Source organism: uncultured Merdimonas sp. (genome assembly GCF_963929015.1).
Lineage (GTDB): Bacteria > Bacillota > Clostridia > Lachnospirales > Lachnospiraceae > Merdimonas.
Genome location: NZ_CAWVHE010000003.1, coordinates 105,414 through 130,273, shown reverse-complemented (window position 1 = coordinate 130,273; position 24,860 = coordinate 105,414). Strand labels below are relative to the sequence as shown.

The following is a 24,860-nucleotide window of genomic DNA, read 5'->3' as shown; positions in this document are numbered from 1 at the left end:
CTGTCACATTTTTATACTAGAATATCCCCATGGGATCCAGGTCAAACTGGATCCGCAGGGGCGTAAATCCCCGGTTTGCCTCGATATATTGCTCCATCCGGTTTTTGGCTTCAATCAAAATACCGGCATCCTGTTCTTTCAGATAGAGCACCCGGCGGTACAGATCCGCCACTTTGCCTACATGCGGGCTGGCCGGGCCGATCACCTGGATCCGTCCCTCCGGATCGATCCTCTTAATAAATCCCTTCAGATACCCGGCTGCCAGGTTCACTTCTTCTTCTTTTTCTCCGGAAAGAAGGATTGCAAGAAGGTGAGCCGCCGGCGGATATCCCATCAGCGTGCGGTAGCGCATCTCCTCTTCAAAAAAGCCTTCATAATCCTGATCTGCCGCCCTTTGGATGCTGTAATGATCCGGGCTGTATGTCTGGATCACCACTTCTCCTTCCCCGGTTCCTCTGCCGGCTCTTCCCGCCGCCTGCGTAAGCAGCTGAAACGTCCGCTCCCCGGACCGGTAATCATCACAGTACAGCGACAGATCTGCAGCCAGGATCCCCACCAGGGTAACCCTGTGGAAATCATGGCCTTTTACAATCATCTGTGTACCGATCAGGATATCTGCCTCCCCATCAGAAAAGGCCTCCAGGATCCGTTCATAACTGTCTTTTTTTCTGGTAGTATCCAGATCCATGCGAAGAAGCCTGGCTTCGGGAAACCTTTTTTGGATCAGCTCTTCCACCTGCTGCGTGCCCGCCTTAAATCCCCCAATATAAGAAGATCCGCAGGACGGGCAGCTGTGAAGCTCCGGCTGCTCATACCCGCAATAATGGCAGACCAGCCGTCCATTTCTGTGAGCGGAAAGAGCCACATCACAATGAGGACATTTTACTACATATCCGCAGGCCCTGCAACTTACAAACCCTGCATAGCCCCGGCGGTTTAAAAACAGCATGATCTGCTCTTTTCGCTCCAGCCGCTGCCGGATCAGCGCTTCCAGCCTGTCGCTTAAAATAGAACGGTTCCCTTTTCTCAATTCCTCCCGCATGTCCGTGATCCAGACTCTCGGGAGCCTGCCGCCGCCTGTTCTGCTTCCCAGCTTCAGCATCTGGATTTCTCCGGAGCGACAGGCGTAAAAACTTTCCAGAGATGGAGTGGCTGATCCCAGCACTACGCTGGCTCCTTCCTCCTTTGCCCTGTGAATGGCAGTCTCTCTTGCATGATACCTGGGCGTCTGTTCGCTTTTATAAGTTCCCTCATGCTCCTCATCGATGACGATCAGTCCCAGCCTGGGAAACGGGGTAAACAATGCAGATCGCGGACCGATCATTACATCTGCCTGGCCGGTCCGGACTCTTTCTATCTGGTCGGACCGCTCTCCGTCAGACATCCTGGAGTGCAGGATGGATACCCGGTCCCCAAATCTGCCGTAAAACCGAAGAACCGTCTGATACGTCAGCGCGATCTCCGGAATCAGCACGATCACCTGACGCCCCGTTTCCAGCACCCGTCGGATCATTTCCATATATACTTCTGTTTTTCCGCTGCCTGTAACGCCATATACCAGATAGGTCTTGCGGATTCCTGCCTGATAATCCTGCCAGAACAGGTCCGCCGCCGCCTGCTGCTCTCTGGTCAGCGTCACCTGCCGGTCTGTCCTTTGTTTTACCCGGAAGGGAGTGCGGAAGGTCTGTTCCGAATCAATCTTTAATACGCCCTGATCTTCCAGCGCCTGCAAAGTCCGCGCCGTCACATGCAGTTTTTTTGTCAGAAGCCCGTAGTCCTGGGCAGGACAGTCCAGAAGGCCGGCCAGGACCCTGGCTCTTGCCTTCTCATTTTTGTGCAGATACTCCTCCAGCTTCTTTCTGCCCTCTTCTTCTGACAGCTCTAAGATCACTGTCCGCCTGACCGGGATCTTCACTTTCTTTTTAATCGGAAGAACTGTTTTTAAAGCCTGGATCATGGTTCCCCCGTAGGTTTCCTTCATCCAGGCCGCCAAAGCTACCAGTTTCGCCTCGATTGCGGCTGCGTCTTCCACAATCCCGGCAATTTCCTTAATCTTCCCTGGGTCATAATCCGCTTTTTCAGAAAAACTGATCAGGTACCCCCGGATTTCTTTATTGGATCTGCCGAAAGGAATATAAACTTCGTCTCCAATCTTAAGCATCCCCTCCAGATGAGAGGGGATGCGGTATTGAAAAATCTTATCCAGTTTTTCATGCGTAATATCAACAATAATATCAGCGTACATGTAATTCCTCTAACACTTCTTTAATCAGAACTCTGTCGTCCATGTCGTACTTGACGCCTTTGATCTCCTGGTAAGTTTCATGTCCTTTTCCTGCCAGAACAATGATATCTCCGGCCTGTCCATGAGCAATGGCATAGCGGATCGCTTCCTTGCGGTCGCAGATGTCGATATATTTGCCATCTGTCTTTTGGATCCCGGTGATAATGTCATTGATAATCTCCTGCGGCTCTTCAAATCTTGGATTATCCGAAGTGATAATCGTAAAGTCGGAAAGGCGTCCGGACACTTCTCCCATCTCGTACCGCCTGGTTTTGGAGCGGTTGCCTCCGCAGCCAAAAATAGTCACGATCCGTCCCGGATTATAATCTCTTAAAGTCTCAAGAAGGCTCTCAAGACTCATAGCATTGTGAGCATAATCAATCAGCATGGCAAATTCATCCGACACCTTCACCATCTCTACCCGGCCCTTTACCTTCGCCTGCTTTAAGGCTGCCTGGATTTTTTCAACCGGCACGCCAAAATGACGGCACACGGCAATGGCAGTCAATGAATTGTATACGCTGAAATTTCCCGGAATATCGATCTCCACATCAAAATCCATCAGGCCTGTCACATGATAGGCCACTCCCAGATATCCCGGTCTCGCGATGTGCTGCACCCTGGTCGCCCGAAGGTCTGCCTCACTGGAAAATCCAAAAGTTTCCACCCGGCAGGTAGCATTTTGGAATACATCTTTGTACCACTTGTCATCTACATTGGCGATCCCAAGCCTGCACTGGGTAAATAAAATACCTTTACAGCGCTTGTAATCTTCAAAATCCTTATGTTCATTAGGCCCGATATGATCTTCGCCCAGATTGGTAAAGATACCGATCTCAAACTGGATTCCCGCCGTCCGGTGCAGCATCAGGCCCTGTGAGGACACCTCCATCACCACGCAATCGCAGCCTTCCTCTACCATCTGTGCAAAATACTGATGGATTGTATAAGACTCCGGTGTGGTATTATTGGCAGGAATCGACGTATCTCCAATGATAGCCTCGATCGTCCCGATCAGGCCGACTTTATAGCCGGCGCCTTCCAGGATGGATTTTACCATATAAGTCGTTGTCGTCTTTCCCTTGGTCCCCGTGATGCCGATGACCTTCAGCTTTCTGGCCGGATATCCGAAATATGCCGCAGACATCAGCGCCAGCGCATAACGGGTGTCATCCACATGGATCACCGTCACCCCTTCCGGCGCGTCTGTCGGTCTCTCTACGATCACCGCTTTTGCTCCTTTGGCCGCTACCTCTTCAACATACGCATGTCCATCTGACACGGCGCCGCTGATGCAGACAAAAACACTGCCCGGCGTTACCTTTCTGGAATCATGAATAAGCTCGGTTACTTCTATGCTGTCACTGCCCTGTCTGACTTCATATTCCAGGTGTTCCAGCAGACTGTTTAATTTCATATGAGTTTCCTCCCTGTTTTTCCCGCTTCTTATAGTATAGCATTAATTTTAAGTGCAGCAAAGACAAATTTGTGTTATAGTATAGAAGGATCATTACTACAGAAAACTGTAGCAAAAACAAAGCAAAGGGGAAATCATATCATGAAAGCTTATGAAAGACTTCTGAAGTACGTTGTTGTGCGTACACCCAGTGATGAGAACAGCGAGACTGTTCCCTCCTCACAGTGCCAGTTTGATCTGGCAAAGATCCTGAAAACAGAAATGGAAGAGCTGGGACTTAGCGATGTAGTGCTGGATGACCAGTGCTATCTGTACGGAAAACTCCCGGCAACTCCCGGGTATGAGGACAAGACCTCCATCGGTTTCATCGCCCACATGGATACCGTATCTGACTTCTGTGATCAGGACATTCATCCGGTGATCACAGAGAATTATAACGGAGAAGATCTTCCTCTGGGAGACAGCGGTCTGGTACTTAGCACAGAAACTTTCCCGCACCTTAAGGATCTGAAGGGCAGAACCCTTATCACCACAGACGGCCATACCGTTCTTGGCGCAGACGACAAGGCCGGAATCGCCGAAATCCTCACTCTCATTGAATATCTGAACGAGAGCGGGATGCCTCACGGACCGATTTCCGTAGCGTTTACTCCCGATGAAGAGATCGGAACCGGCGCCGCTCATTTCAATGTAGAACAGTTCGGCGCGCAGTATGGTTATACTCTGGACGGCGACACCGAAGGCGAGATCCAGTACGAAAACTTCAACGCCTGCAAGGCTGATTTTGAGATCACCGGATTCAGCGTTCATCCCGGATCCTCCAAGGACACCATGATCAACGCTGCCCTGGTCGCTATGGAGATCAACCAGATGCTTCCCGGATGCGAAACACCTCGTGGAACCGAGGGCTATGAAGGATTCTTCCATCTGGTATCCATGTCCGGCGACTGCGGACATGCAGAGCTCCACTATTTTGTTCGCGACCATGACGGCCATATGTTTGAATCACGGAAAAAGACTCTGCAGCTGATCGAAAAAGACCTGAACGAAAAATGGGGCGAAGGCACCGTAAAACTGACCATTACCGATCAGTACCAGAACATGGCAGTCATTATCAAAGACTGCATGCATCTGATCGACAATGCCAAGATTGCCTGCGAAAACGCAGATGTCACTCCGCTGATCCTTCCGATCCGCGGCGGTACAGACGGCTGCCAGTTAAGCTTCAAAGGACTGCCCTGCCCGAACCTGGGCACCGGCGGACACGCTTACCATGGCCCTTATGAACACATTACCGTAGAAGGAATGGACAAAGCCGTAGACGTACTGATTGAGTTAGTAAAGCTCTACGCATAACAATTTGGGACGTAGACCTTTGCAAAAGGTCTACGTCCCAAATTGCGTTTTGCCCTGTACCTGATTGAATTTTACCCTGTACCTAATCGGATTTTACCCTGCACCCTATTCAAAACCACACCAGGAGATCCTTATGAGTCAATTAAGAGAAATTACCCATACGCAAAGTGTACGTTTAAGTGATGACGAAACTGCTGTCATTATCATTGATCAGACCAGACTTCCCGGACGTCTGGAATACCAGTGTCTTTCCTCTGTCGATGAGATCTGGGACGCCATCCATTCACTGAAGGTTCGCGGCGCGCCGGCCATCGGCATCTGTGCAGGCTACGGAATCTATTGCCTTGCAAAGCAGATCCGCGCCGCTGATCCCAAAGAATTTCTGCGAAAATTTCGTGAACAGAAGGAATATCTGAATTCTTCCAGACCAACCGCTGTCAACTTAAGCTGGGCCCTGAACCGCATGGAGGGCGTTGTTACAGCAAACGCCGGCCGGCCTTCAGAAGAAATCCTTCCGCTTTTAAAGGCCGAATGTATGGCAATCCACCAGGAAGACATAAAGATGTGCACCGCTATTTCCGAATACGGTCTTTCTCTGTTAAAAGACGGCGACGGCATCCTGACCCACTGCAACGCCGGCCCTCTCGCCACCTCCCGGTACGGCACCGGCCAGGGTCCGCTTTTTCTCGCAAAAGAAAGAGGCATGCATTTGAAAGTATTTGCAGACGAGACAAGACCCCTCCTCCAGGGCGCACGGCTCACCGCCTACGAACTAAGCCGCGCCGGCATTGATGTCACCCTGATCTGCGATAACATGGCCGGCATGGTTATGAAAAACGGGTGGGTACAGGCCTGTATGGTAGGCTGCGACCGGGTAGCAGCAAACGGAGATGTTGCCAACAAAATCGGTACCAGCAGTATAGCGGTACTGGCACATTACTACCATATTCCCTTCTATGTACTCGGTCCAACTTCCACCATCGACATGACCTGCAAAACCGGCAGCGAGATCCAGATCGAACAGCGCGATCCCGATGAAATCCGGGAAATGTTCTATCAGGAACCCATGGCCCCGAAGGGAGTCAATTGCTACAATCCCGCCTTTGACGTAACAGACCACAGCCTGATCACTGCCATCATCACAGAAAAAGGCATCTGCTATCCGCCCTTCACCGACAGTCTGGCCGCGCAAATGCAATTTGGGACGTAGACCTTTTGCAAAGGTCTACGTCCCAAATTGCGTTTTGCCCTGTACCTAATTGAATTTTACCCTGTACCCGTTACAGTTTTTCCACAAATCTCATGAAGGCTTTTCTGCCTTCTTCCGTGCATTTGTACACGCCTGCGTCTTCCAGCACATGGACAAATGTCTGCCCTACTTCTTCTTTCAGAATGTCCATTACGTTCTCTCTGGTGATGTTTTTGTATTTTGGCAGGAAGGATTCTGCCCAGGCAGCGTGTTTTTCAATCTTTTCGTTGCTGCGGATGTCTTTTCCTTCTGCCAGATAATCGGCCAGGATCTCCAGCTCTTCTTTCAGTCTGGCCGGCAGCACTGCCAGGCCCATGACTTCAATGAGGCCGATGTTTTCTTTTTTGATATTGTGGTACTGTGCATGTGGATGGTACACGCCCAGCGGATGCTCTTCGGTGGTAATATTGTTCCGAAGTGTCAGGTCCAGTTCGTATACGTCTCCTACTTTTCTGGCAATTGGCGTGATGGTGTTATGGGGCTCTCCGTCTGTCTCAGCGTAAATGAATGCCGCTTCGTCGGTGTAGTCTCTCCACACACCCAGGATATGGTCTGCCAGGTCGATGAGCCGTTTTTCGTCCTTATGGCGGATCCGCAGCACGGACAGCGGCCATTTTACGATTCCGGCTTCTACGTCTTCATACCCGGGAATGGTAACTGCTTTTTCCATGGGCGCCTTTGCCATGGCAAAGGTGTAATGTCCGCCCTGGAAATGGTCGTGGCTTAGGATCGAACCGCCTACGATGGGTAGATCTGCGTTGGATCCCAGGAAATAATGGGGAAACTGTTTTACAAAATCAAATAATTTGGTAAATGCAGCCCGGTCAATTTTCATCGGGATATGCTCGCCGTTAAATACGATACAGTGCTCATTGTAATATACATAAGGAGAATACTGGAATCCCCACTTTCCTCCGTTGACAGTGATGGGGATGATCCTGTGGTTTTCCCTTGCAGGATGATCCAGTCTTCCCGCATACCCTTCGTTTTCCATACACAGCTGGCACTTTGGATAGCTGCTGTTTTTCGCGTTTTTCGCTGCAGCGATGGCCTTCGGGTCCTTTTCAGGCTTGGACAGGTTGATGGTGATGTCGATCTCTCCGTAAGGAGAATCTACTTTCCATTTCATGTCCTTCTTTACCCGGTACCGGCGAATATAATCGCTGTCCCTGCTGAACTTGTAGTAAAATTCTGTCGCCTCCTCCGGAGAATGTCCGTAATGCTCCCAGAACTCTTTTTGCACCTGGGCCGGACGGGGCATCAGGCAGTTCATGATCTTCGTGTCAAACAGATCCCTGTAGCCGATACTGTCCTCGATGATCCCACGCTTTACCGCCTCGTCAAGAAGCTCCGCCAGCACCTGCTCCAGACCGCTTCCTTCTTCGTCTATCGCTATTTTTTCCGCTTCTACGTCCTCATAACTATCCTCATGAAACAGTTCCAGCAGAAGATTTGTCGTATAAATCCTCTCGCACTCCGGCGTCAGGCCGGTGCTGATCCCATATTCTACTAATTTTTTAATATTTTTCTGTAACATCCTACATCCCCCTGTTTCCAATCGGCTGTTTTGGCCTTGCTTTTTCTGACTCCTGTGTTTCTCAATACAATATCCCGGATTTTCTCGTCTTATAATTCCAGCTTCCTGGCTCCGTCCCCGATGTCCACTACATAAAATTCTGCTTCATGACCCACTTTTTCCTGGTATGCCTTCCCAATGCTGCTTATAAATTCATCCACGGTATCATTCTTTACAATGCTGACAGTACATCCGCCAAATCCGCCTCCGGTAATCCTGGATCCCAGCACGCCAGGCATGGCCTGTGCCAGATCTACCAGAATATCAATCTCCTCGCAGGATACTTCATAATCCTCCCGGAGAGACTTATGCGAAGCGTTCATCAGCTTGCCAAACAGTTCTACATCATTGTTCTTCAGAGCCTCCACCGCCCGGATGGTCCGCTGATTCTCGTAAACCGCGTGTTTTGCCCGCTTCTGCCGAACCGGATCTTGGATGGCGCTTTTGTGCATCTCAAACTCTTCTTCTGTCAGATCTCCCAGCGTTTTAATCTCCACCGCCTGCTGAAGTTCTTCCAGCGCTTTTTCGCACTCCTGCCTCCTGTCGTTATAGGCAGAATCCACCAGGCTGTGTTTTACCTTGCTGTTCGTGATCACAATCTTTGCATCTTCCAGGATCACCGGCGCATACTCATATTTCAGCGTGTTCGTATCCAGGAAAATGGCATGATCCTTCTTGCCCATAGCACTGGCAAACTGATCCATGATCCCGCAGTTGCAGCCGTTAAAGTTATTCTCTGAGTCCTGTCCGATCAGTGCGATGTCCACCATGCTCACCTGGTCAAATCCATAAGTATCCTTTAAGATAATGCCGGTCAGCACTTCCAGGGACGCAGAAGAAGACAATCCGGATCCATTGGGGATATTTCCCCAGATCAGCATGTCCAGTCCATGATCCATGTGATAGCCTCTCTTCTCAAAAGCCCACATTACTCCCTTCGGATAATTCGTCCAGGAAGCCTCTTTATAAGGCGTCAGATCATCCAGACTTGTCTCCACCACGCCAAGTCTTTCAAAATTAACCGAATAAAAACGAAGAACCCGGTCCTTTCTTTCCCGGACCAGTCCATATGTCCCCAGTGTCAGCGCACAGGGAAATACATGTCCTCCGTTATAGTCTGTGTGCTCGCCGATCAGGTTGACTCTTCCAGGCGCAAAATAAGCGCGGATCTCTCCGCCTTCCCCATACAGTTTCTGGAACGTCTCCATCAGTTTTGTCATCATGGTCCTTTTCTCCTCCACTTGCATAATTTCTTATTCTATTTTATGATTATAATGAGATTCCAAAAGTTTCTCAATAAGAATATTCCAGAAAACTATAAAGATTTTGAGGAGTTTACCCGAAAATGCAGATCCACACCGCCAAAAACCGCCAGGAGATCAAACACCACGGCAATTACGAATTTCCCGTCCACATCAGTCCGGAATCTATCCGCTCTTACGAACAGGGATCCTTTCTCTGGCACTGGCACCGGGAGATCGAACTGACTTACATTCTCTCCGGGCAGATGGAATACCATATCAATGACCAGAAATACATCCTGCATGCAGGCGAAGGCCTTTTCTGCAACAGCAATGCCCTGCATTCCGGCTACATGATAGACGAAAACGACTGCCGGTACGTCTCTGTCACCTTTGCGCCCCGTTTTATTTACGGATACGAAAACAGCCGGCTGCAGACAAAATATGTAGACTTTATCACCGCCAACGAAGCCTGGCACTCTCTGAAACTTTGTCCGGACACCGACTGGCAGGCGCAGATTCTGCACAGCCTGAAAGAAATCCATGCTCTCTCCGAGGCTCCCACTTCCTGCTACGAGCTGGACCTCCATCTGCTCCTTGCCGGCATCTGGAAACAACTCTACCTCTACTACAGCCGTCTTCCGGAAAAGAAACCGCATCCCCAAAAGCAGCTTCGGCGCCTCAAGGATATGCTGGCTTATCTTCAGGAACACTATGCTGAAGACCTGTCCCTGGAAGATGTGTCCTCCCACATCAATATCTGTAAAAGCGAATGCTGCCGGTTTTTCAGGAAATATATGAAAATGACGATCTTCGACTACATTTTATTTCTCCGCATCCAGAACAGCCTGCCTCTTCTTCTGCGGGGAGAAAGCATCACAAAAACAGCCGGCATGGTTGGATTTTCCACGCCGGCCTATTATGGTCAGATCTTCAAACGCTATATGGGATGCTCTCCCGGCCAGTACCGGAAAAACCGTCTGGAACCCTGATACAGGCCTTCCGTCCGGCTCTGCCGGAGCTATCCTCTTAATCCGCAGCCCGGGAAAACTTCCGGTACAATTCCATGGTCTTCTCATAAGACCGCATGCCGTCCGTGCCATTTACTTCAGACAGTGAACAGGCCGCGCAGGCTGTTCCCAGGATCATGGAGTCCTGAAGGGTCATCCCCTGGTATGCGCCGTAAAGGATCCCTGAGCAGTATGCGTCGCCTGCGCCGTTGGTTCCCCTGATATACCCCTCGGGCAACGTCAGACTGGGAACACTTACAAATGTATCTGTCTGGCAGTCATAGCCATATCCGCAACTGGGACAATGGATCACCGCCCAGGTAGTGACCCCTTTTTCCTTCATTTTCAGGAGCGCTTTCTTTGCCCAGGCTTCCGTAGGGCCTTCCGCCGGCAACTGCACGCCGGTTCCCGCCTCCGCTTCCACTTCGTTAATGGCGCAGTAATCCGTATATTTCAGCGCAGCGCTGACGATCCCCGGCGCCCGGTCGCTCTGTTCCGAAACCATATCTACCGAAGTTTTCATCCCCCGTTTTCTGGCGTCATGAAGGATCCTGGCCGCATGGGTGCCGTACTCCGGATCCGGGCTGTCCGCCTTGTCCATCAAAAGCAGGTACTGCAGATGAAAAATCTCTGCGTCAATGGCTTCCCAGTCAATGTATTTTTCTTCATAGATATCACCTGCGCCGCCCTGGTAAAAAAAGGTCCGCTGCTTGGTATCCTGGGCATTCATCACATGGGTCACGGAACTAAATCCGTCTTTTGTCACTGTCAGATTGGCAAGATCGATGTTTGGGAACTCCTGAAGCTTTTCTTTCATCATCCGCCCCTGCGCGTCCTCACCGATAATGCCGCTTAATTTTAATGGAAGCTTCGGATCCAGTTTTGCCAGATCCAGGATGGTATTTCCGGTACCGCCGATATAATATACAATGTCGCGGATCTTGGTCAGATTCCCAGGCTCTGGATAGGTATCGATCTTATAAAATGTATCTGCGATCAGGGTTCCCGCAATTGCGATCCCCTTTTTTCCTTCTTTCATTTTTCCACCTACACTTCCAGACTGAATACCCGAATGGCTTCTTTGACATTTTCCTTCATGGCTTCTGTCGCGATCATGGGAATATCATGGAAGAAAACATTTTCATCCGCTCCCTTTTGATCCATAGCCTCCTTCACCGCTTTTCCTCCGGCCAGCGTCATATAAGTATAATAATTGATCTTCCGAATCCCGTTTCTGATGGCGGTCTGGAATTCTTCTTTGCTAAGGCCTGATCCTCCGTGCATCACAAAAGGAATGTCAATGGCCTGCCGGATCCTTGCGATCCGCTCCAGGTCCAGCACCGGCTTCTTCGTGTAAATGCCATGAGTGGTGCCAAAAGCAATGGCAAGAACGTCCACTTCGGTCCGTTCTACAAAATCCTTTGCCGTTGCCGGATCTGTATACACGTCGTCAGCGCTTTCGTAGGAATCCAGCGTTTCCGCCTCTGCAGGCGATTCCGCCAGTCCCATATTAGAAGAAAAAATATGACCAAGCTCCGCCTCCACGGTTACCCCCACACTGTGGGCCAGACGGACAATCTGGGCTGTCGCCCTTACATTCGTCTCATAATCTTCTGCGGATGCGTCCAGCATCACAGATGTAAATCCCAGACGGATGGCCCGGATGCAGGCTTCCATAGAGGAGCCATGATCCAGGTGGACGCACACCGGAACACTGGCCTTTCTGGCTGCATCCAGCATGATCAGAGCCGCCTGCTCCATCGACAGAAACGGGGCGTGCACTTCTGCATAATTTAAAATCACTCCGTGTCCTGTTTCCTCCGCCGCCCCCATGATGGCCATCAGAGATTCCAGATTGGATACGTTAAATGCGCCCACCGCATAACCACCCTCTGACGCAGCTTTCATCAGCTCTTTCAATGAAACTAACATGGCATTTCCTCCTGTTTCCCATATTTTCTGACATCCGCCTTTTCTCGCATGTCTGACAAAAAAGCGCTTAATTTCCTGTCGGCATGTAAGGCCTTAACACTCCCGCCACATTGCTAAGCGGCATGGTCTGCAGCCAGATCCTGCCGGGACCTGTGATCAGGGTGTTGAAAATCCCCTCCCCGCCAAACAACATATTTTTCACGCCGGGAACACTCTTTACTTCCATGCTGCAGGTTGCTTCCATGGCTGCCAGATATCCGGTGTCCACCACGATCTGCTGGCCTGGAGCCAGATCATATTCCACTACATGACCGTCAAACTCAGCAAACGCAATGCCCTGTCCGGACAGCTTCTGCATGATAAATCCCTCGCCGCCAAACAGGCCGGATGTGAATTTCTTATTAAAGAATACAGACAGCTGGATGCCAGCCTCGCCTGCCAGGAATGAGCTCTTCTGGAAGATCATTTCCTTTCCGGGCGCAATCTCAAATGCCCGGACAGATCCCGGAAAACTGGATGCAAAAGCGATCATTCCCTCGCCGCCCTGCGCCGTGTAAATGTTCTGGAAAATATGTTCTCCTGCGAACATCCGTCCCAGCGCCTTTCCAAAACCGCCATTGCTGGTCGTTTCCATTTTCATATTCGGAGACATCCAGGACATGCTCCCGCTCTCTGTGATCATCTTCTCGCCGCCCTCCAGCTGGCATACCACTACCGGCAGCGTGTCGCCTAAAATCTGATACTTCATCTCTTTGCCCTCCTTGGATCATTTTTTTATTAGGTATATTACTATTACATTTATCTTACTGGATTTTACCCTGCCCGTAAAGCAAATGTGGTAAGATTTAACATTTCCTCTTGTTTTCTTTACAAACGCCTACGATCTCTGATTGAGAAACCGGGCGCCCAGGCCCAGGGCTTCAAAACTCTTCCCATAGGTCCAGTTGAAAAATCCGTGGAGCATCCCTTCCATCACATGGCATTCCACCGGAACGCCGGCGTCTTCCAGCCTGGCCGCGTACATCAGTCCCTGATCCAGCAGCGGATCGCAGCCGGCAAGCACCAGGCAGGCCGGCGGAAGGCCGGTCAGATCTTTGGCAAGGAGCGGGGAGGCCAGCGGATTCTTTCTCTCCTCTTCTCTGCTAAAGTAAGGCGCCATAGGATCGTCCACACAGCGGTAATCCAGAAAATGGTTCCGTCCGTAGAGTTCCTCCGACCGTGTTACCTCTTCCGCATAGTTGCACACCAACGGATAGACCAGGAGCTGTCTGCAGATCTTCGGGCCCTTCCAGTCTCTTGCCAGCATAGAGAGTACCGCCGCAAAATTTCCGCCGGAACTGTCGCCGCCCACATTTAAATTATCCGGATCGCCACCGTACTCTTCCGCGTGAGCCTCCGCCCATTTCAACGTCTCATAAGACTCTTCCAGTCCCTTCGGGAACCGAAACTCCGGCGCCAGGTGGTAATCCGGCGCCACCACGATCAGATTGCCCGCCATGCACAGATAGCGGCACACATACTCATACACTTCGATACTGTTAAAGGAAAACGAGCCGCCATGGCAGTACACCAGCACGGGACGCTTTCCGGCCCCTTCCGGCGGCAGGTAGATCCGCACCCGGAACGGCCCGTTCCCAAAATCCAGCCGAACATCCTCCGTCAGCACACGCATCACCTGCGGATAGCAGTTACATTTCCGATAGGCAGCCGTCATAAGCGCCAGCGATTCATAATCACTCTGCCTCCGCCAGGCCTCTTTGTGCTCCATATCCATCACCTGGGGCGCCATAATCTCCACCTCCGGCGCCACAGGGCCGTAGGACGGCTCCAGATACTTCCGGTAAATCGCCATAATTCCACCTCCACTACTTTCATTTGGGACGTAGACTTTTTGCAAAGGTCTACGTCCCAATTTGCATTTCACCCTGTACCTAATTGAATTTTACCCTGTACCCGAGTGCTAAAATAACCCCTTCAGCGCCGGGTAGAATTTCCGGAATTTTTCGTAGTGTCTGGCGTATTTTTCGACCAGTTCCGGATCGGGTTCGATGGTGTCCACTACCCGGACCAGCTTTTCAGCTGCTTCTTCTACGCTGGCAAATGCGCCACATCCTACGGCTGCCAGCATTGCGCCGCCAAGTCCTGGTCCTTCTTCGCTCTCGATCATGTCTACCTTCAGGTTCATGACATTTGCGATGATCTGTTTCCAGAGTGTGCTTTTTGCCCCGCCGCCGCAGATCCTGGTCCGGGTCAGCTGTACGCCCAGGCTTTTTGCCACCTCCAGGGAATCCCGAAGGGCAAAGGCCACGCCCTCCAGCACGGCCTGGGTCATTTCTTCTCTGGTGGTGTCCATGGACATGCCGATGAAGCAGGCCCTGGCATCGGGATCGTTATGGGGCGACCGCTCGCCCATCAGATAAGGCAGGTAATACACGTGATTTTCCCCCAGCCTGCAGATCTTTTCCTGCTCCGCGCCATAATCCGAGGTCTTCAGGATCTCTTCCATCCACCATTTATTGCAGGCCGCCGCGCTTAACATGCAGCCCATCAGATGATAATGCCCGTCTGCATGAGCAAAGGAATGCAGCGCGTTGTAGCTGTCCACGCCAAATGTCCTGCTGGAAATGAAAATGGTCCCGGAAGTCCCAAGGGAAATATTGCATCGTCCGTCGCCCACGGTTCCGGTTCCCACAGCCGCCGCCGCATTATCCCCGGCTCCCGCTACGATCTTCACCTGATCAGAAAGCCCCAGTTCTCTTGCCAGCTCCGGCTTCAGAGTCCCTACGGCCTCATAGCTTTCAAACAGCTTTGGCAGCTGTTCCTCGCGGACATGGCAGATCTCCATCATTTCCTTTGACCAGCATTTATGCTCCACATCCAGAAGCAGCATGCCCGACGCGTCCGAATAATCGGTACAGTGGACGCCGCCCAACCGGTAGGACAGATAGTCCTTGGGGAGCATGATCTTTGCGATTTTCGCGAAATGTTCCGGCTCCTCTTCCTGCATCCACAAAAGCTTGGGCGCTGTGAATCCCGCAAATGCAATATTTGCCGTATATTTTGACAGGGTCTCTTTTCCGATCACCTGATTGAGATATTCCGTCTGCTTCGCCGTTCGTCCGTCATTCCAGAGGATGGCCGGACGGATCACCTGATCGCGGTCGTCAAGGACCACCAGCCCGTGCATCTGCCCGCCGCAGCCAATCCCGGCCACTTCGCGCTTCTCCACTCCCTCCGTCAGTTCCCGGATCCCTTCCAGGGTCTTCTCATACCAGTCCTTTGGATTTTGCTCCGACCATCCCGGTTGCGGGAAATACAGAGGGTATTCTTTTGACACCACCCGGTGGATCGTCCCCTTTTCATCCATCAGAAGAAGCTTGACCGCCGATGTTCCCAGATCAATACCGATAAAATACATAACCTTCCTCCTTTTCTGTTTATCCTTCACCTTCTGACTATTATCTGAATTCTTATCTGATTCTTATTTTATCATAACAGACCCCTGTCAGCAAAAGAAAAAAGCCGGGGGCTTTTGCCCCCGGCCAGTACCATTTCGAGAATCACTTCTGTTTTTCTGTTTTCTCCATCTCTTCCGCTTTTTCCAGAAAATCTGCATCCTTGCTCTTAAGCCTGGGGATAAACTTACGGGCAAATTTCCCTTTTCCCCGGCTTTTTACATAGAAATATCCAATCACGGAAAATACCGCTGCCCCGATGAAATTGACAAACAGGTCGTTCATGGTATCTAAAAGCCCAATGTCCAGATACCCGCCCAGGCCCAGTTCCTGCCCGTTGATCACCACCTCGTTAATCCCTTCCACGGGCACAGGAATATTCTTGTGCGTGGGATCCAGCATCACGGAAGAAAAACTGTGGATAATGGTATCTTTTTGCATATCCATGCCAAAAAACCGGTCCATGGCGCACTCGAAAAATTCCCACAGCACGCCTACGGTCATGGAAAAGCAAAATGCAACGATCGCCAGAAATACCGGCGACAGCTGGATGGAAAATTTCTTACTCTGGTTCAGGATGTCCACCAGCGCAAATCCAATGGCCGCCATCAAAAATCCATTGATGGTATGGAGTACGGTATCCCAGAACGGAAATTTGATATAATACGCCTGGATCTCTCCCAGGATCTCCGCCGCAAAAATGAATACCAGAATGGTAATCTCCAGCGCAGTCGGCAGCTCGATCTTTAAATTGATCTGGATCAGGCTTGGCATGATCAGCAGCACCAGAGTCAGGGCGCACAAAAATACATTCTCATAGTTCCGGTTAAAAATCTGCAGGATCATCATCACGATGACCAGCGCCCGCAGCGTCACATACACAAGAAAGGAGCTTTTATGCTCTCTAAGCTCCATGTGCAGCGCTTTCCCCATGACGTGCAGTCGTTTCTTTAATTTCATTGATTCCTCTTCTCTTCTGTCAAAAAACTACATAGCCTCTTAATTCAAAAAGTTTTCAATGATCACACCTTCCGCCTCTTCTTCTGTCATGCCCAGCGTCCGAAGTTTGATCAGCTGCTCATCGTTGATTCTGCCAATGGCCGCCTCATGGATAATCGCCGCATCCAGATGTCTGGCGTTGATCTCCGGGATCGAGCTGACCTCTGCGTGATCCATGATAATAGAATCACATTGTACATGAGCGTGGCACCTGGCATTTCCCACAGCCCTGGGATGAAAAATCTGCTTTGAGGTTCCTTTGGCTACAGACCGGGAAATGATCTGTGCAGAGCTTCCTTCGCCGTCCAGATCCACCTCCATATTGGATTCTGCCGTCTGGCAGTCGTGGGTCATCAGCTTTTCAATCACATACAGCTTTGCCCCTTTTCCAAGATGTACCTCTGTCTCCCTTACCGTAGAATCCACGCCTTTGATCTGGGCCGTATCCAATGTAAATACAGAGTCTTCCTCCATAAAGATCTTTGTCACCGGGTTCAGGACCTTCGCTCCGGTTCCCTCGCCCTCTCCGTAGTGCTTTTCTTCATAGCGCACATTTGCGCCTTTTCCCACATGAAAGGAATGGATCCCGTCATGGCGGCTCTCATTGCATCCACTGTTATGGATTCCGCAGCCGGCCACAATGACCACATCCGCTCCATCTGCGATATAAAAATCATTGTATACAATATCTGTCATGCCGGAAGCATCTACCACCACAGGAATATGCACCTGCTCGCCCTTTGTCTCTGCATCAATATAGACGTCGATCCCCTGCCTGTCCTCTTTCTTACGGATCTTGATATGCTCACTGTCCCCGTGGCAGAGCGCAACCCCATTGTGGCGCAGGTTAAATGCCCCCTCCTGGGAGAATCCATTTCCATTATCAATCTGTTTTAAAATCTGCTCCGTGATCCGGTCCAGTTTTGCCTGGTCGATTGTTTGTTCCATCTGTCGTCTCCTCCTATTCCCGGTCCATACATACGCAGCTTTCCCCTTTGTCCAGGAGAGTGGGCAGGATCTCATCCTTTGGCCCGATTGCTGCGATCTTCCCACCTTCGATCACCATGATCCGATCCGCCATCTGAATGATCCTCTCCTGATGCGAGATCAGGATCAGACTCTCTTCTTTTTTCTGGTGGATCTTTTCAAACTGCTGGATCAGCATGGAAAAACTCCACAGATCAATCCCCGCCTCCGGCTCGTCGAAAATGCACAATTTATGATGTTTGGCAAGCACAGTGGCAATCTCCAGCCGTTTCATCTCTCCACCGGACAAGGTAGCATCTACTTCCCGGCTGATATATTCTCTGGCGCACAATCCTACCGCGCTGAGCATCCTGCAGCACTCCGGCTCCGAAAGGTCTCTTCCCGCAGCCAGGGAAAGCAGTTTATTTACCGTCATTCCCTTAAATCTTGGCGGTTGCTGAAACGCGAAGCCAATCCCTGCGCCTGCCCGGTGATCGATATCATAACCGGTAATGTCTTCTCCATCCAGAAGGATCTGTCCGCCGTCGGCTTTTTCAATCCCCATCAGCACCTTGGCAAGCGTAGATTTTCCGCCGCCGTTTGGGCCGGTGATCACCAGCATCTCGCCATCCTTTACCTGAAAACTTATATTTTCAACAATGCTTCTTTCCACTCCATTTTCATGGACATTAAATGTCAGATTTCTTACTTCCAGCATTTCCTTTTTCGCTCCTTTTAAGCCTCTTCTTTCCACAAAGCACATTATATCCTCTTTTTTGCGGATATTCAAGCCAAAGAACAGCAAATCCGCCTTTTCCGATGCTTTCACTTCCGCAACCAGGCCCTCCTGATATTTCTGTGAAAATCTGTAAAAAAAAGAACCGCAACCCCCGATGCAAGATCAGAAATCACGATCCTAATGCGGATGACAGGAATCGAACCTGCACACCGAAGTACTAGATCCTAAGTCTAGCGCGTCTGCCAGTTCCGCCACATCCGCCCAACGTATCAAAAGAGCGGAAATCTTTCAAAGGATTTCCGCCGGAATATCAAAGTGAGCGTGCGGGGATTCGAACCCCGGACAACTTGATTAAAAGTCAAGTGCTCTACCACCTGAGCTACACGCCCGTAAAAGCTGGGCTAGTTGGATTCGAACCAACGAATGCAGGAGTCAAAGTCCTGTGCCTTACCGCTTGGCGATAGCCCAATAAAAGAAAATAGAAAAAGGTGGGTAATGGGACTCGAACCCATGATATCCAGAACCACAATCTGGCGCGCTAACCAACTGCACCATACCCACCATGCTAATTACTTATCGAACCAAGCGTCCAACTAAGTATCCTGTATTTAATTGTCTTGGTTCTAACGAGCCTGGGGGGATTCGAACCCTCGACCTACGGCTTAGAAGGCCGTTGCTCTATCCAGCTGAGCTACAGACTCATAAGAGAGCGGGTGATGGGAATCGAACCCACGTATCCAGCTTGGAAGGCTGGTGTTCTACCATTGAACTACACCCGCATGCTGTCGGTATCGGGGTGACAGGATTCGAACCTGCGGCCTCCTGGTCCCAAACCAGGCGCTCTAGCCAAGCTGAGCCACACCCCGACATCTCCTTACCGTCTCACAACGCAAAAATTATTATATCCGATGCTTTTCGGATTGTCAACAACTTTTTCATATTTTTTAACTGCGGAAATTTTAACCGGAAATTTTAACATCTATAACAATCCGGATCCATCCAGATAACATATCTGAAAAACTGCCTCTCCATCGCCATCTGTATTCATCACAATATAGCTCGGCTTTCTTCCCTCCTGCCGGGGATAAGACACGCTCCCCGGATTTAACGTCACCAGATCCTTTTCCACCAAAAGAGACGGCCTGTGTGTGTGCCCGTACATAACCAGATCCGCCCCCCGGCCTCTTCCTTCCGCCCGGATCCTGGATTCGCCCATAGAAACCCCGTAGTAATGGCCGTGGGTAATAAAAACATGCTGGCCCTCGATAAAAAACTCTTCCTCTGCCGGCAGATCAGAAAAGAAATCATTATTTCCCCGGACAATATGAACCGGACAACCGGCCAGAGCCTCTATATAGTCCTCACTTCCTTCCACATCTCCCAGATGTATCAGCATCTGAAACGGGCGCTCCTTTTCCATGATCTTTTCCAGATTCCGATGGGATTTGTGCGTATCACTGACGATCAGAACTTTCATGGGTCATCCTCCTTATGTCAACGCCTCTTTTATCATTGTCAGCTTTTTTCTTTCTTCGCTGTCTCCTCTGCTATCGTCGATTTCCCAGGATCTCCCGCATTTTCCTTAATCCCTCGCCGCGGTGACTCAGCTCATTTTTCTTTTCCGGAGCCAACTGCGCGCTGGTACATCCCAGAGCCGGGAGATAGAAGATCGGGTCGTAGCCAAATCCATTCTCTCCGGCAATTTCATGTCCGATGATCCCTTCCATGGTTCCTCTTACCACTTCTGTAGTCCCGTCCGGAAGCGCCGCTGCGATCGCGCATACAAAACGGGCGGTCCTTTTCTCATCCGGTACGCCTTCCAGCCGGCCGAGAAGCGCCTGATTCTTGATATCATAAGAGGTATTTTCTCCCAGATATCTGGCAGAATAAATGCCCGGCTCTTTATTCAGATAATCAATCTCCAGACCGGAATCATCCGCCAGGACCACCGCATTTTGATATTCCGGCACGGCAGCTGCGATCTTTTGGATCTGCGTGGCCTTGATCAGCGCATTTTCTTCAAAGGTCGAACCATCCTCTACCACGTCTGCATGGATCCCCGCTTCCGCCTGTGAAAGGATTTCCACCCCCAGATCCTTTAAAATCATGCGGATCTCTGTCATCTTATGTGCATTGCCTGTTGCAAAAATAATTTTATCCATCTTCCCCATTTTTTCCATCCTTTCTTTCCTTTTATTCCTGTCCTGACGCTTTCGCTCTCCGGGGCGGTTTTGGCCCCTGGAATTGATAAAAATATGTTTTGAGCATGCCGTTATATATTTTCCGATTCTTATCTGCCTTACGGCCAAAATATTTTTCCGCGTCTTCATAGGATGTGATCATATATGCAGACCAGGAGTCAAGCCCCCGGAACGCCTCGCCAAACGCCCGGTAGAGCCGGGGCAGATCTTTTTTGTCTTCCAGCCTTTCCCCATAGGGCGGATTGGTAATGATAAATCCATATTTTTTTGGATGATGCAGATCTCTGACGTCCCGCCTTTGGAAATGGATCAGATGCTCCACCCCGGCTTCCCGGGCATTTCTCCTTGCGATGCGGATCACCTCTTCGTCTGCGTCATAACCCTGGATATCTGTTTCAGCCGGATCACGGATCAGATCTCCAGCCTCATTGACCGCCTCATACCACAATTTCTTAGGCAGAAAGTTGGTCCATTTCTCCGCGGTAAATGAACGGTTCATGCCAGGGGCAATGTTTGCCGCCATCATCGCCGCCTCAATGGGAAATGTACCGCTTCCGCAAAAAGGATCTACCAGGATACGGTCCTGCCGCCACGGCGTCAGCATGATAAGCGCCGCCGCCAGCGTCTCTGTGATCGGCGCCTTCCCGGAAACCTCCCGGTATCCTCTCTTATGCAGGGATGTGCCAGATGTATCTATTCCAACCGTCACCTGGTCCTTCATCAAAAACACGCGCAGCGGATACTCCGCCCCGTCCTCCGGGAACCATTCGATATGATATCTGTCCTGCAGTCTTTTCACCATGGCCTTCTTCATAATCGACTGAATATCCGACGGACTAAAGAGCCTGCTCTTCACAGACGAAGCCTTGGCCACCCAGAACCGGCCGTCTCTGGGGATGTACTCCTCCCAGGGAAGCGCACGCGTCTTCTCAAATAATTCTTCAAAAGACACTGCCTGAAAACTCCCCACCTTAAGCAGGATCCGCTCCGCAGTCCTAAGAAACACATTCGCCCGGCAGATAGCTTCCTCATCCCCGAGAAAAGTCACTCTCCCGTCCTCCACCTCCAGGATCTCATATCCCAGATCCAGAATTTCACGCTTCAAAACAGCTTCCAGCCCAAAATGACAGGGCGCAATCAACTCCATACGCTTTTTCATATCCTTTATCCTCAACCAAACATTTCCATATCTCACCTTACATCTTACTTGCTTCCCCAGGAATTTGTCAATCGGGTACAGGGTAAAATGCGATTAGGGACAGGGCAAAATGGAAATGGGGACGTAGACCTTTTGCAAAGGTCTACGTCCCCATTCGCTGGCTGCGCTAGTATTTGTCGCTGTAATCGGATGCACCGGACGTGTAATTCCGGGACGTGTTATTTTTTCCGTAAGAATTTTTGTTTGCGGAATTTTTTCCGGATGTCTGTCTGTTGGTGCCATTCTGTCCCATATTATTTGCATTCTGATTACTGTTGGACGACTGATTATTCTTTGCCATATCGATTCCTCCTGCTTTTTTGATTTCGAGATTATTGTTTCCAACCGGCAGAATTCTATGTATCGATTTATGCAAAATCGGCTTTCATTCTGGTGTTTCTTTTGAACATTAAGATTTTTTTAATATTTTGCTTGCTTTTTGTTTTCTGCTATATTATACTAAGTCATGTAGAAAGTGTTCTTTCTACAACCCCTTATTAATTATTTATACTCCCCTCAAAAGACCGATGGCTCCCCCATCGGTCTTTTACCTTTCTGCGATTCTTTCTGTTACAAAAAAGGCGCCGGTTTTCACCGGCGTCTTCCTAATATCCGAAATACGATCAGAATTATAATAAGAGGCAGCAAAATAGGGGCAAGCAGGGAAAAGATCCCGCCGATCACCGCCACGACCAGTACGATAACCCCGAGCACTCCCAAAACAGCCAGCAGGATCTGCCACCAGCCTGGCGTGCCAGAGATATGGATCTGCCTTTCTCCTTTTTCCCGGAAGCCTCCTGCGGCGCTGTTCCCGCCATCTTCGCGGAACCGGCGCGCGCTCTCTCTCCCGCGCCCGGTTTCTCCGTCTGCGATCTCCGCGGCGCTGATGATATTGCGGGCGATCGCCCAGGGATCCCCGAGTTCCGCGGTTACCGCTTCCTCCGTTCTCCCTTTTTGCACCTCGTCCCGGATATAATCATTATAAAACGCAGCCTGCTCCTGCACCTCGCCCGGACTTAAGTCCTGCTCCAGCGCAGCCTTCAGCTTTTCTATAAATTCTCTTCTTGTCACGAAGCTTCTCCTTTACACCTCAAACATCAGATCGCCGTAGGAAGGCATCGGCCACGCTTCTTTGTCCACGATCATTTCCATCGTATCCACCGGAGCGCGCAAAGCTTCCATGGCCGGAACCACATCGAAATGATAATATCTGGCCTGATCTCCACCTTCCGGCATGGCAGCCGCCGTCTCTGTTACTGCTTTGAGTTTTTCCAGCGCCTCCCTGGTCTCTCTTAAATGAACCGTCACTTCATTTAAGATATCGGACTGCACAGAAGCATCCGCCCCGGCATCTCTTACCGCATTTACCGTATCTGCCAGAGTCTTCGTATACTTGATAAATGCCGGCAGGAACTGTTTGCTGGCCATATCGATCATCGTACGCGCTTCAATATTGATAGCTTTCGCATAATTCTCGTATTTGATCTCTTCTCTGGACTCCAGTTCCGCCCTGGTAAACACTCCGAACTTTTCAAACATTGCTACGGATTTGTCTGTTGTCAGGGCCGGGATAGCTTCCACCATAGAGGAAATGTTCGGCAGGCCTCTTCTTTCCGCCTCTTTTACCCACTCCTCAGAATACCCGTTTCCGTTGAAAATAATCCGCTGATGCTCTGTCGCATATTTTTTGATCAGGTCATGAACAGCCATCTCAAAATTATCCGCCTGCTCCAGCACGTCGCAGGCCTCTGCAAACGCTTCCGCCACAATGGTGTTCAGCACCACATTCGGGCCGGCCACAGAATCTCTGGATCCCACCATACGAAATTCAAATTTATTTCCGGTAAATGCAAATGGAGACGTGCGGTTACGGTCTGTCGCATCCTTTGCCAGTTCCGGCAGCGTACGCACGCCGGTCTCCAGCTTCCCGCCCTTCAGACTGTGCGTGGCTTCTCCCGTGCTGACCAGCTGATCGATCACATCCTCCAGCTGATCGCCAAGGAACACAGAAATGATCGCCGGAGGCGCTTCGTTCGCTCCCAGACGATGGTCATTGCCCGGGTCAGCCGCAGACTCTCTTAACAGATCCGCATGCTCATCCACCGCCTTTAATATACAAGTCAGTACCAGCAAAAACTGAATATTTTCATGGGGTGTCTTACCCGGATCCAGAAGATTTTTCCCGTCATCTGTGGTCAGAGACCAGTTGTCATGCTTACCGGATCCATTGACCCCTGCAAAGGGCTTCTCATGAAGCAGACACTTCATCCCGTGCTGCCCTGCTACTCTTTTTAACGTCTGCATCACCAGATGATTGTGATCCACCGCCACATTGGCAGGCGCATAGATCGGCGCCAGCTCATGCTGCGCCGGAGCCACCTCGTTATGCTGTGTCTTGGAGCTTACGCCCACCTTCCACAGTTCAATATTCACATCACGCATAAATCCGGCAATCCGCTGGCGGATCGTCCCAAAATAATGGTCGTCCAGCTCCTGCCCTTTTGGCGGCATCGCGCCAAACAAAGTCCTGCCGGTATAGATCAGGTCTTTTCTCTGTTGAAATTTCTTTGCGTCTACCAGGAAATATTCCTGCTCCGGGCCGACAGACGGCGTTACCTTCCTGGCAGTCGTATTGCCAAAGAGACGGATCAGGCGGAGCGCCTGAATGTTGATCGCCTCCATAGACCGCAGAAGAGGCGTCTTCTGATCCAGAGCTTCTCCTGTATAAGAGCAAAATGCCGTAGGAATACATAGTGTCGCGCCAGCCGCATCTTTGCGGACAAAGGCCGGAGAAGTGCAGTCCCAGGCCGTATATCCTCTCGCCTCAAATGTGGCCCGAAGTCCGCCCGACGGAAAAGAAGACGCATCCGGTTCTCCCTTGATCAGCTCCTTGCCGGAAAAACTCATAAGAACCTTGCCGCTTGGCATGGGCGCTGAAATAAAGGAGTCGTGCTTTTCTGCCGTCACTCCTGTCAGGGGCTGGAACCAGTGCGTATAATGGGTCGCGCCCTTTTCAATCGCCCATTCCTTCATTTCATGGGCAATCACGTCGGCAGTTGCCGGGTCCAGTTCCTTTCCCTCTTCAATGGTCTTTTTCAGATCTTTGTAAACTTTTTTCGGCAGTCGCTCCTGCATGACTGTATCATTGAAAACGTCCTCGCCAAAGATGTCAGCCACGTTAAATGCTTCACTCATATTCTCGCATTTCCTTTCTTCTCTTATCCTGCATATTCCATA

The 24,860-nt window shown here is 50.5% G+C and carries 21 protein-coding genes and 7 tRNA genes; 3 read left to right on the top strand and 25 right to left on the bottom strand.

Annotated features, from left to right (window positions below; all coding sequences use genetic code 11):
• Positions 1 to 16 precede the first annotated feature (16 nt).
• A complete protein-coding gene (gene priA, locus ABGT54_RS01430; RefSeq protein WP_346662508.1) occupies positions 17 to 2,245 on the bottom strand; it encodes a primosomal protein N' in 2,229 nt (742 codons plus the stop codon).
• Positions 2,235 to 3,701: a UDP-N-acetylmuramoyl-L-alanyl-D-glutamate--2,6-diaminopimelate ligase gene (locus ABGT54_RS01425; RefSeq protein WP_346662507.1), complete on the bottom strand. Its 1,467-nt coding sequence runs from the start codon at positions 3,699 to 3,701 to the stop codon at positions 2,235 to 2,237. Before ABGT54_RS01425 ends, priA begins: the two co-directional genes overlap by 11 nt.
• 141 nt (positions 3,702 to 3,842) lie before the next feature.
• Between ABGT54_RS01425 and pepT the strand changes: the two genes are divergently transcribed.
• Entirely contained in the window at positions 3,843 to 5,057 is a 1,215-nt protein-coding gene (gene pepT / locus ABGT54_RS01420) for a peptidase T (RefSeq protein WP_346662506.1), read from the top strand.
• 133 nt (positions 5,058 to 5,190) lie between these two features.
• Complete coding sequence (mtnA, locus tag ABGT54_RS01415) at positions 5,191 to 6,267, top strand: S-methyl-5-thioribose-1-phosphate isomerase (protein WP_346662505.1); 1,077 nt, start codon at positions 5,191 to 5,193, stop codon at positions 6,265 to 6,267.
• 70 nt (positions 6,268 to 6,337) lie between these two features.
• Here the strand turns inward: mtnA and galT are convergent, their stop codons facing one another.
• Both galT and ABGT54_RS01405 read right to left on the bottom strand, forming a co-directional pair.
• Positions 6,338 to 7,843, bottom strand: a complete 1,506-nt coding sequence (gene galT / locus ABGT54_RS01410) for a UDP-glucose--hexose-1-phosphate uridylyltransferase (RefSeq protein WP_346662504.1) — start codon at positions 7,841 to 7,843, stop codon at positions 6,338 to 6,340.
• An 89-nt stretch (positions 7,844 to 7,932) separates the two neighbouring features.
• Positions 7,933 to 9,105: a galactokinase gene (locus ABGT54_RS01405; RefSeq protein ID WP_346662503.1), complete on the bottom strand. Its 1,173-nt coding sequence runs from the start codon at positions 9,103 to 9,105 to the stop codon at positions 7,933 to 7,935.
• Positions 9,106 to 9,227: 122 nt separating this feature from the next.
• Here ABGT54_RS01405 and ABGT54_RS01400 point away from each other — a divergent pair, with 122 nt between their 5' ends.
• A complete protein-coding gene (locus ABGT54_RS01400) occupies positions 9,228 to 10,115 on the top strand; it encodes an AraC family transcriptional regulator (protein ID WP_346662502.1) in 888 nt (295 codons plus the stop codon).
• Between the two features lie 37 nt (positions 10,116 to 10,152).
• Here ABGT54_RS01400 and ABGT54_RS01395 read toward each other — a convergent pair whose 3' ends face one another.
• The 21 genes from ABGT54_RS01395 to ABGT54_RS01295 all read right to left on the bottom strand — a co-directional run bounded on the left by ABGT54_RS01395 (position 10,153) and on the right by ABGT54_RS01295 (position 24,818).
• Positions 10,153 to 11,172: a carbohydrate kinase family protein gene (locus ABGT54_RS01395; RefSeq protein WP_346662501.1), complete on the bottom strand. Its 1,020-nt coding sequence runs from the start codon at positions 11,170 to 11,172 to the stop codon at positions 10,153 to 10,155.
• Between the two features lie 8 nt (positions 11,173 to 11,180).
• Positions 11,181 to 12,065, bottom strand: a complete 885-nt coding sequence (locus tag ABGT54_RS01390; RefSeq protein ID WP_346662500.1) for a class II fructose-bisphosphate aldolase — start codon at positions 12,063 to 12,065, stop codon at positions 11,181 to 11,183.
• Positions 12,066 to 12,132: 67 nt separating this feature from the next.
• Positions 12,133 to 12,813 (bottom strand): TIGR00266 family protein, encoded by a 681-nt coding sequence (locus tag ABGT54_RS01385; RefSeq protein ID WP_346662499.1) that lies wholly within the window; start codon positions 12,811 to 12,813, stop codon positions 12,133 to 12,135.
• 129 nt (positions 12,814 to 12,942) lie between these two features.
• On the bottom strand, positions 12,943 to 13,917 hold the full coding sequence (locus tag ABGT54_RS01380) for an alpha/beta hydrolase (protein ID WP_346662498.1): 975 nt from the start codon (positions 13,915 to 13,917) through the stop codon (positions 12,943 to 12,945).
• A 108-nt stretch (positions 13,918 to 14,025) separates the two neighbouring features.
• The gene (gene xylB, locus ABGT54_RS01375; RefSeq protein ID WP_346662497.1) at positions 14,026 to 15,483 is read right to left on the bottom strand and encodes a xylulokinase; all 1,458 of its coding nucleotides are present in this window, start codon (positions 15,481 to 15,483) and stop codon (positions 14,026 to 14,028) included.
• Positions 15,484 to 15,625: 142 nt separating this feature from the next.
• Positions 15,626 to 16,480 carry a hypothetical protein gene (locus ABGT54_RS01370; RefSeq protein WP_346662496.1) on the bottom strand — a complete coding sequence of 285 codons (855 nt, stop codon included), beginning with the start codon at positions 16,478 to 16,480 and terminating at the stop codon, positions 15,626 to 15,628.
• 39 nt (positions 16,481 to 16,519) lie between these two features.
• The gene (locus ABGT54_RS01365; protein WP_346662495.1) at positions 16,520 to 17,467 is read right to left on the bottom strand and encodes a SufD family Fe-S cluster assembly protein; all 948 of its coding nucleotides are present in this window, start codon (positions 17,465 to 17,467) and stop codon (positions 16,520 to 16,522) included.
• A gap of 13 nt (positions 17,468 to 17,480) precedes the next feature.
• Positions 17,481 to 18,203: an ATP-binding cassette domain-containing protein gene (locus ABGT54_RS01360; RefSeq protein WP_346662908.1), complete on the bottom strand. Its 723-nt coding sequence runs from the start codon at positions 18,201 to 18,203 to the stop codon at positions 17,481 to 17,483.
• 202 nt (positions 18,204 to 18,405) lie between these two features.
• Positions 18,406 to 18,485 (bottom strand) — tRNA-Leu (locus ABGT54_RS01355).
• Between the two features lie 55 nt (positions 18,486 to 18,540).
• Positions 18,541 to 18,613: transfer RNA gene (locus tag ABGT54_RS01350), tRNA-Lys, on the bottom strand.
• A 7-nt stretch (positions 18,614 to 18,620) separates the two neighbouring features.
• A tRNA-Gln gene (locus ABGT54_RS01345) sits at positions 18,621 to 18,692 on the bottom strand.
• Positions 18,693 to 18,711: 19 nt separating this feature from the next.
• A tRNA-His gene (locus tag ABGT54_RS01340) sits at positions 18,712 to 18,785 on the bottom strand.
• Positions 18,786 to 18,851: 66 nt separating this feature from the next.
• A tRNA-Arg gene (locus ABGT54_RS01335) sits at positions 18,852 to 18,925 on the bottom strand.
• 7 nt (positions 18,926 to 18,932) lie between these two features.
• Positions 18,933 to 19,003: transfer RNA gene (locus ABGT54_RS01330), tRNA-Gly, on the bottom strand.
• A gap of 12 nt (positions 19,004 to 19,015) precedes the next feature.
• Positions 19,016 to 19,090 (bottom strand) — tRNA-Pro (locus tag ABGT54_RS01325).
• 113 nt (positions 19,091 to 19,203) lie between these two features.
• Entirely contained in the window at positions 19,204 to 19,701 is a 498-nt protein-coding gene (locus ABGT54_RS01320; RefSeq protein WP_346662494.1) for a metallophosphoesterase, read from the bottom strand.
• Between the two features lie 70 nt (positions 19,702 to 19,771).
• Complete coding sequence (gene rdgB / locus ABGT54_RS01315; protein ID WP_346662493.1) at positions 19,772 to 20,404, bottom strand: RdgB/HAM1 family non-canonical purine NTP pyrophosphatase; 633 nt, start codon at positions 20,402 to 20,404, stop codon at positions 19,772 to 19,774.
• Between the two features lie 13 nt (positions 20,405 to 20,417).
• Positions 20,418 to 21,584: a class I SAM-dependent RNA methyltransferase gene (locus tag ABGT54_RS01310; protein WP_346662492.1), complete on the bottom strand. Its 1,167-nt coding sequence runs from the start codon at positions 21,582 to 21,584 to the stop codon at positions 20,418 to 20,420.
• Between the two features lie 166 nt (positions 21,585 to 21,750).
• Positions 21,751 to 21,924, bottom strand: coding sequence for a hypothetical protein (locus tag ABGT54_RS01305; protein WP_346662491.1), 174 nt, complete (start codon positions 21,922 to 21,924; stop codon positions 21,751 to 21,753).
• Between the two features lie 290 nt (positions 21,925 to 22,214).
• Positions 22,215 to 22,694, bottom strand: coding sequence for a DUF1700 domain-containing protein (locus ABGT54_RS01300; protein ID WP_346662490.1), 480 nt, complete (start codon positions 22,692 to 22,694; stop codon positions 22,215 to 22,217).
• Positions 22,695 to 22,706: 12 nt separating this feature from the next.
• Positions 22,707 to 24,818, bottom strand: coding sequence for a glutamine synthetase III (locus tag ABGT54_RS01295; RefSeq protein WP_346662489.1), 2,112 nt, complete (start codon positions 24,816 to 24,818; stop codon positions 22,707 to 22,709).
• Positions 24,819 to 24,860 lie beyond the last annotated feature (42 nt).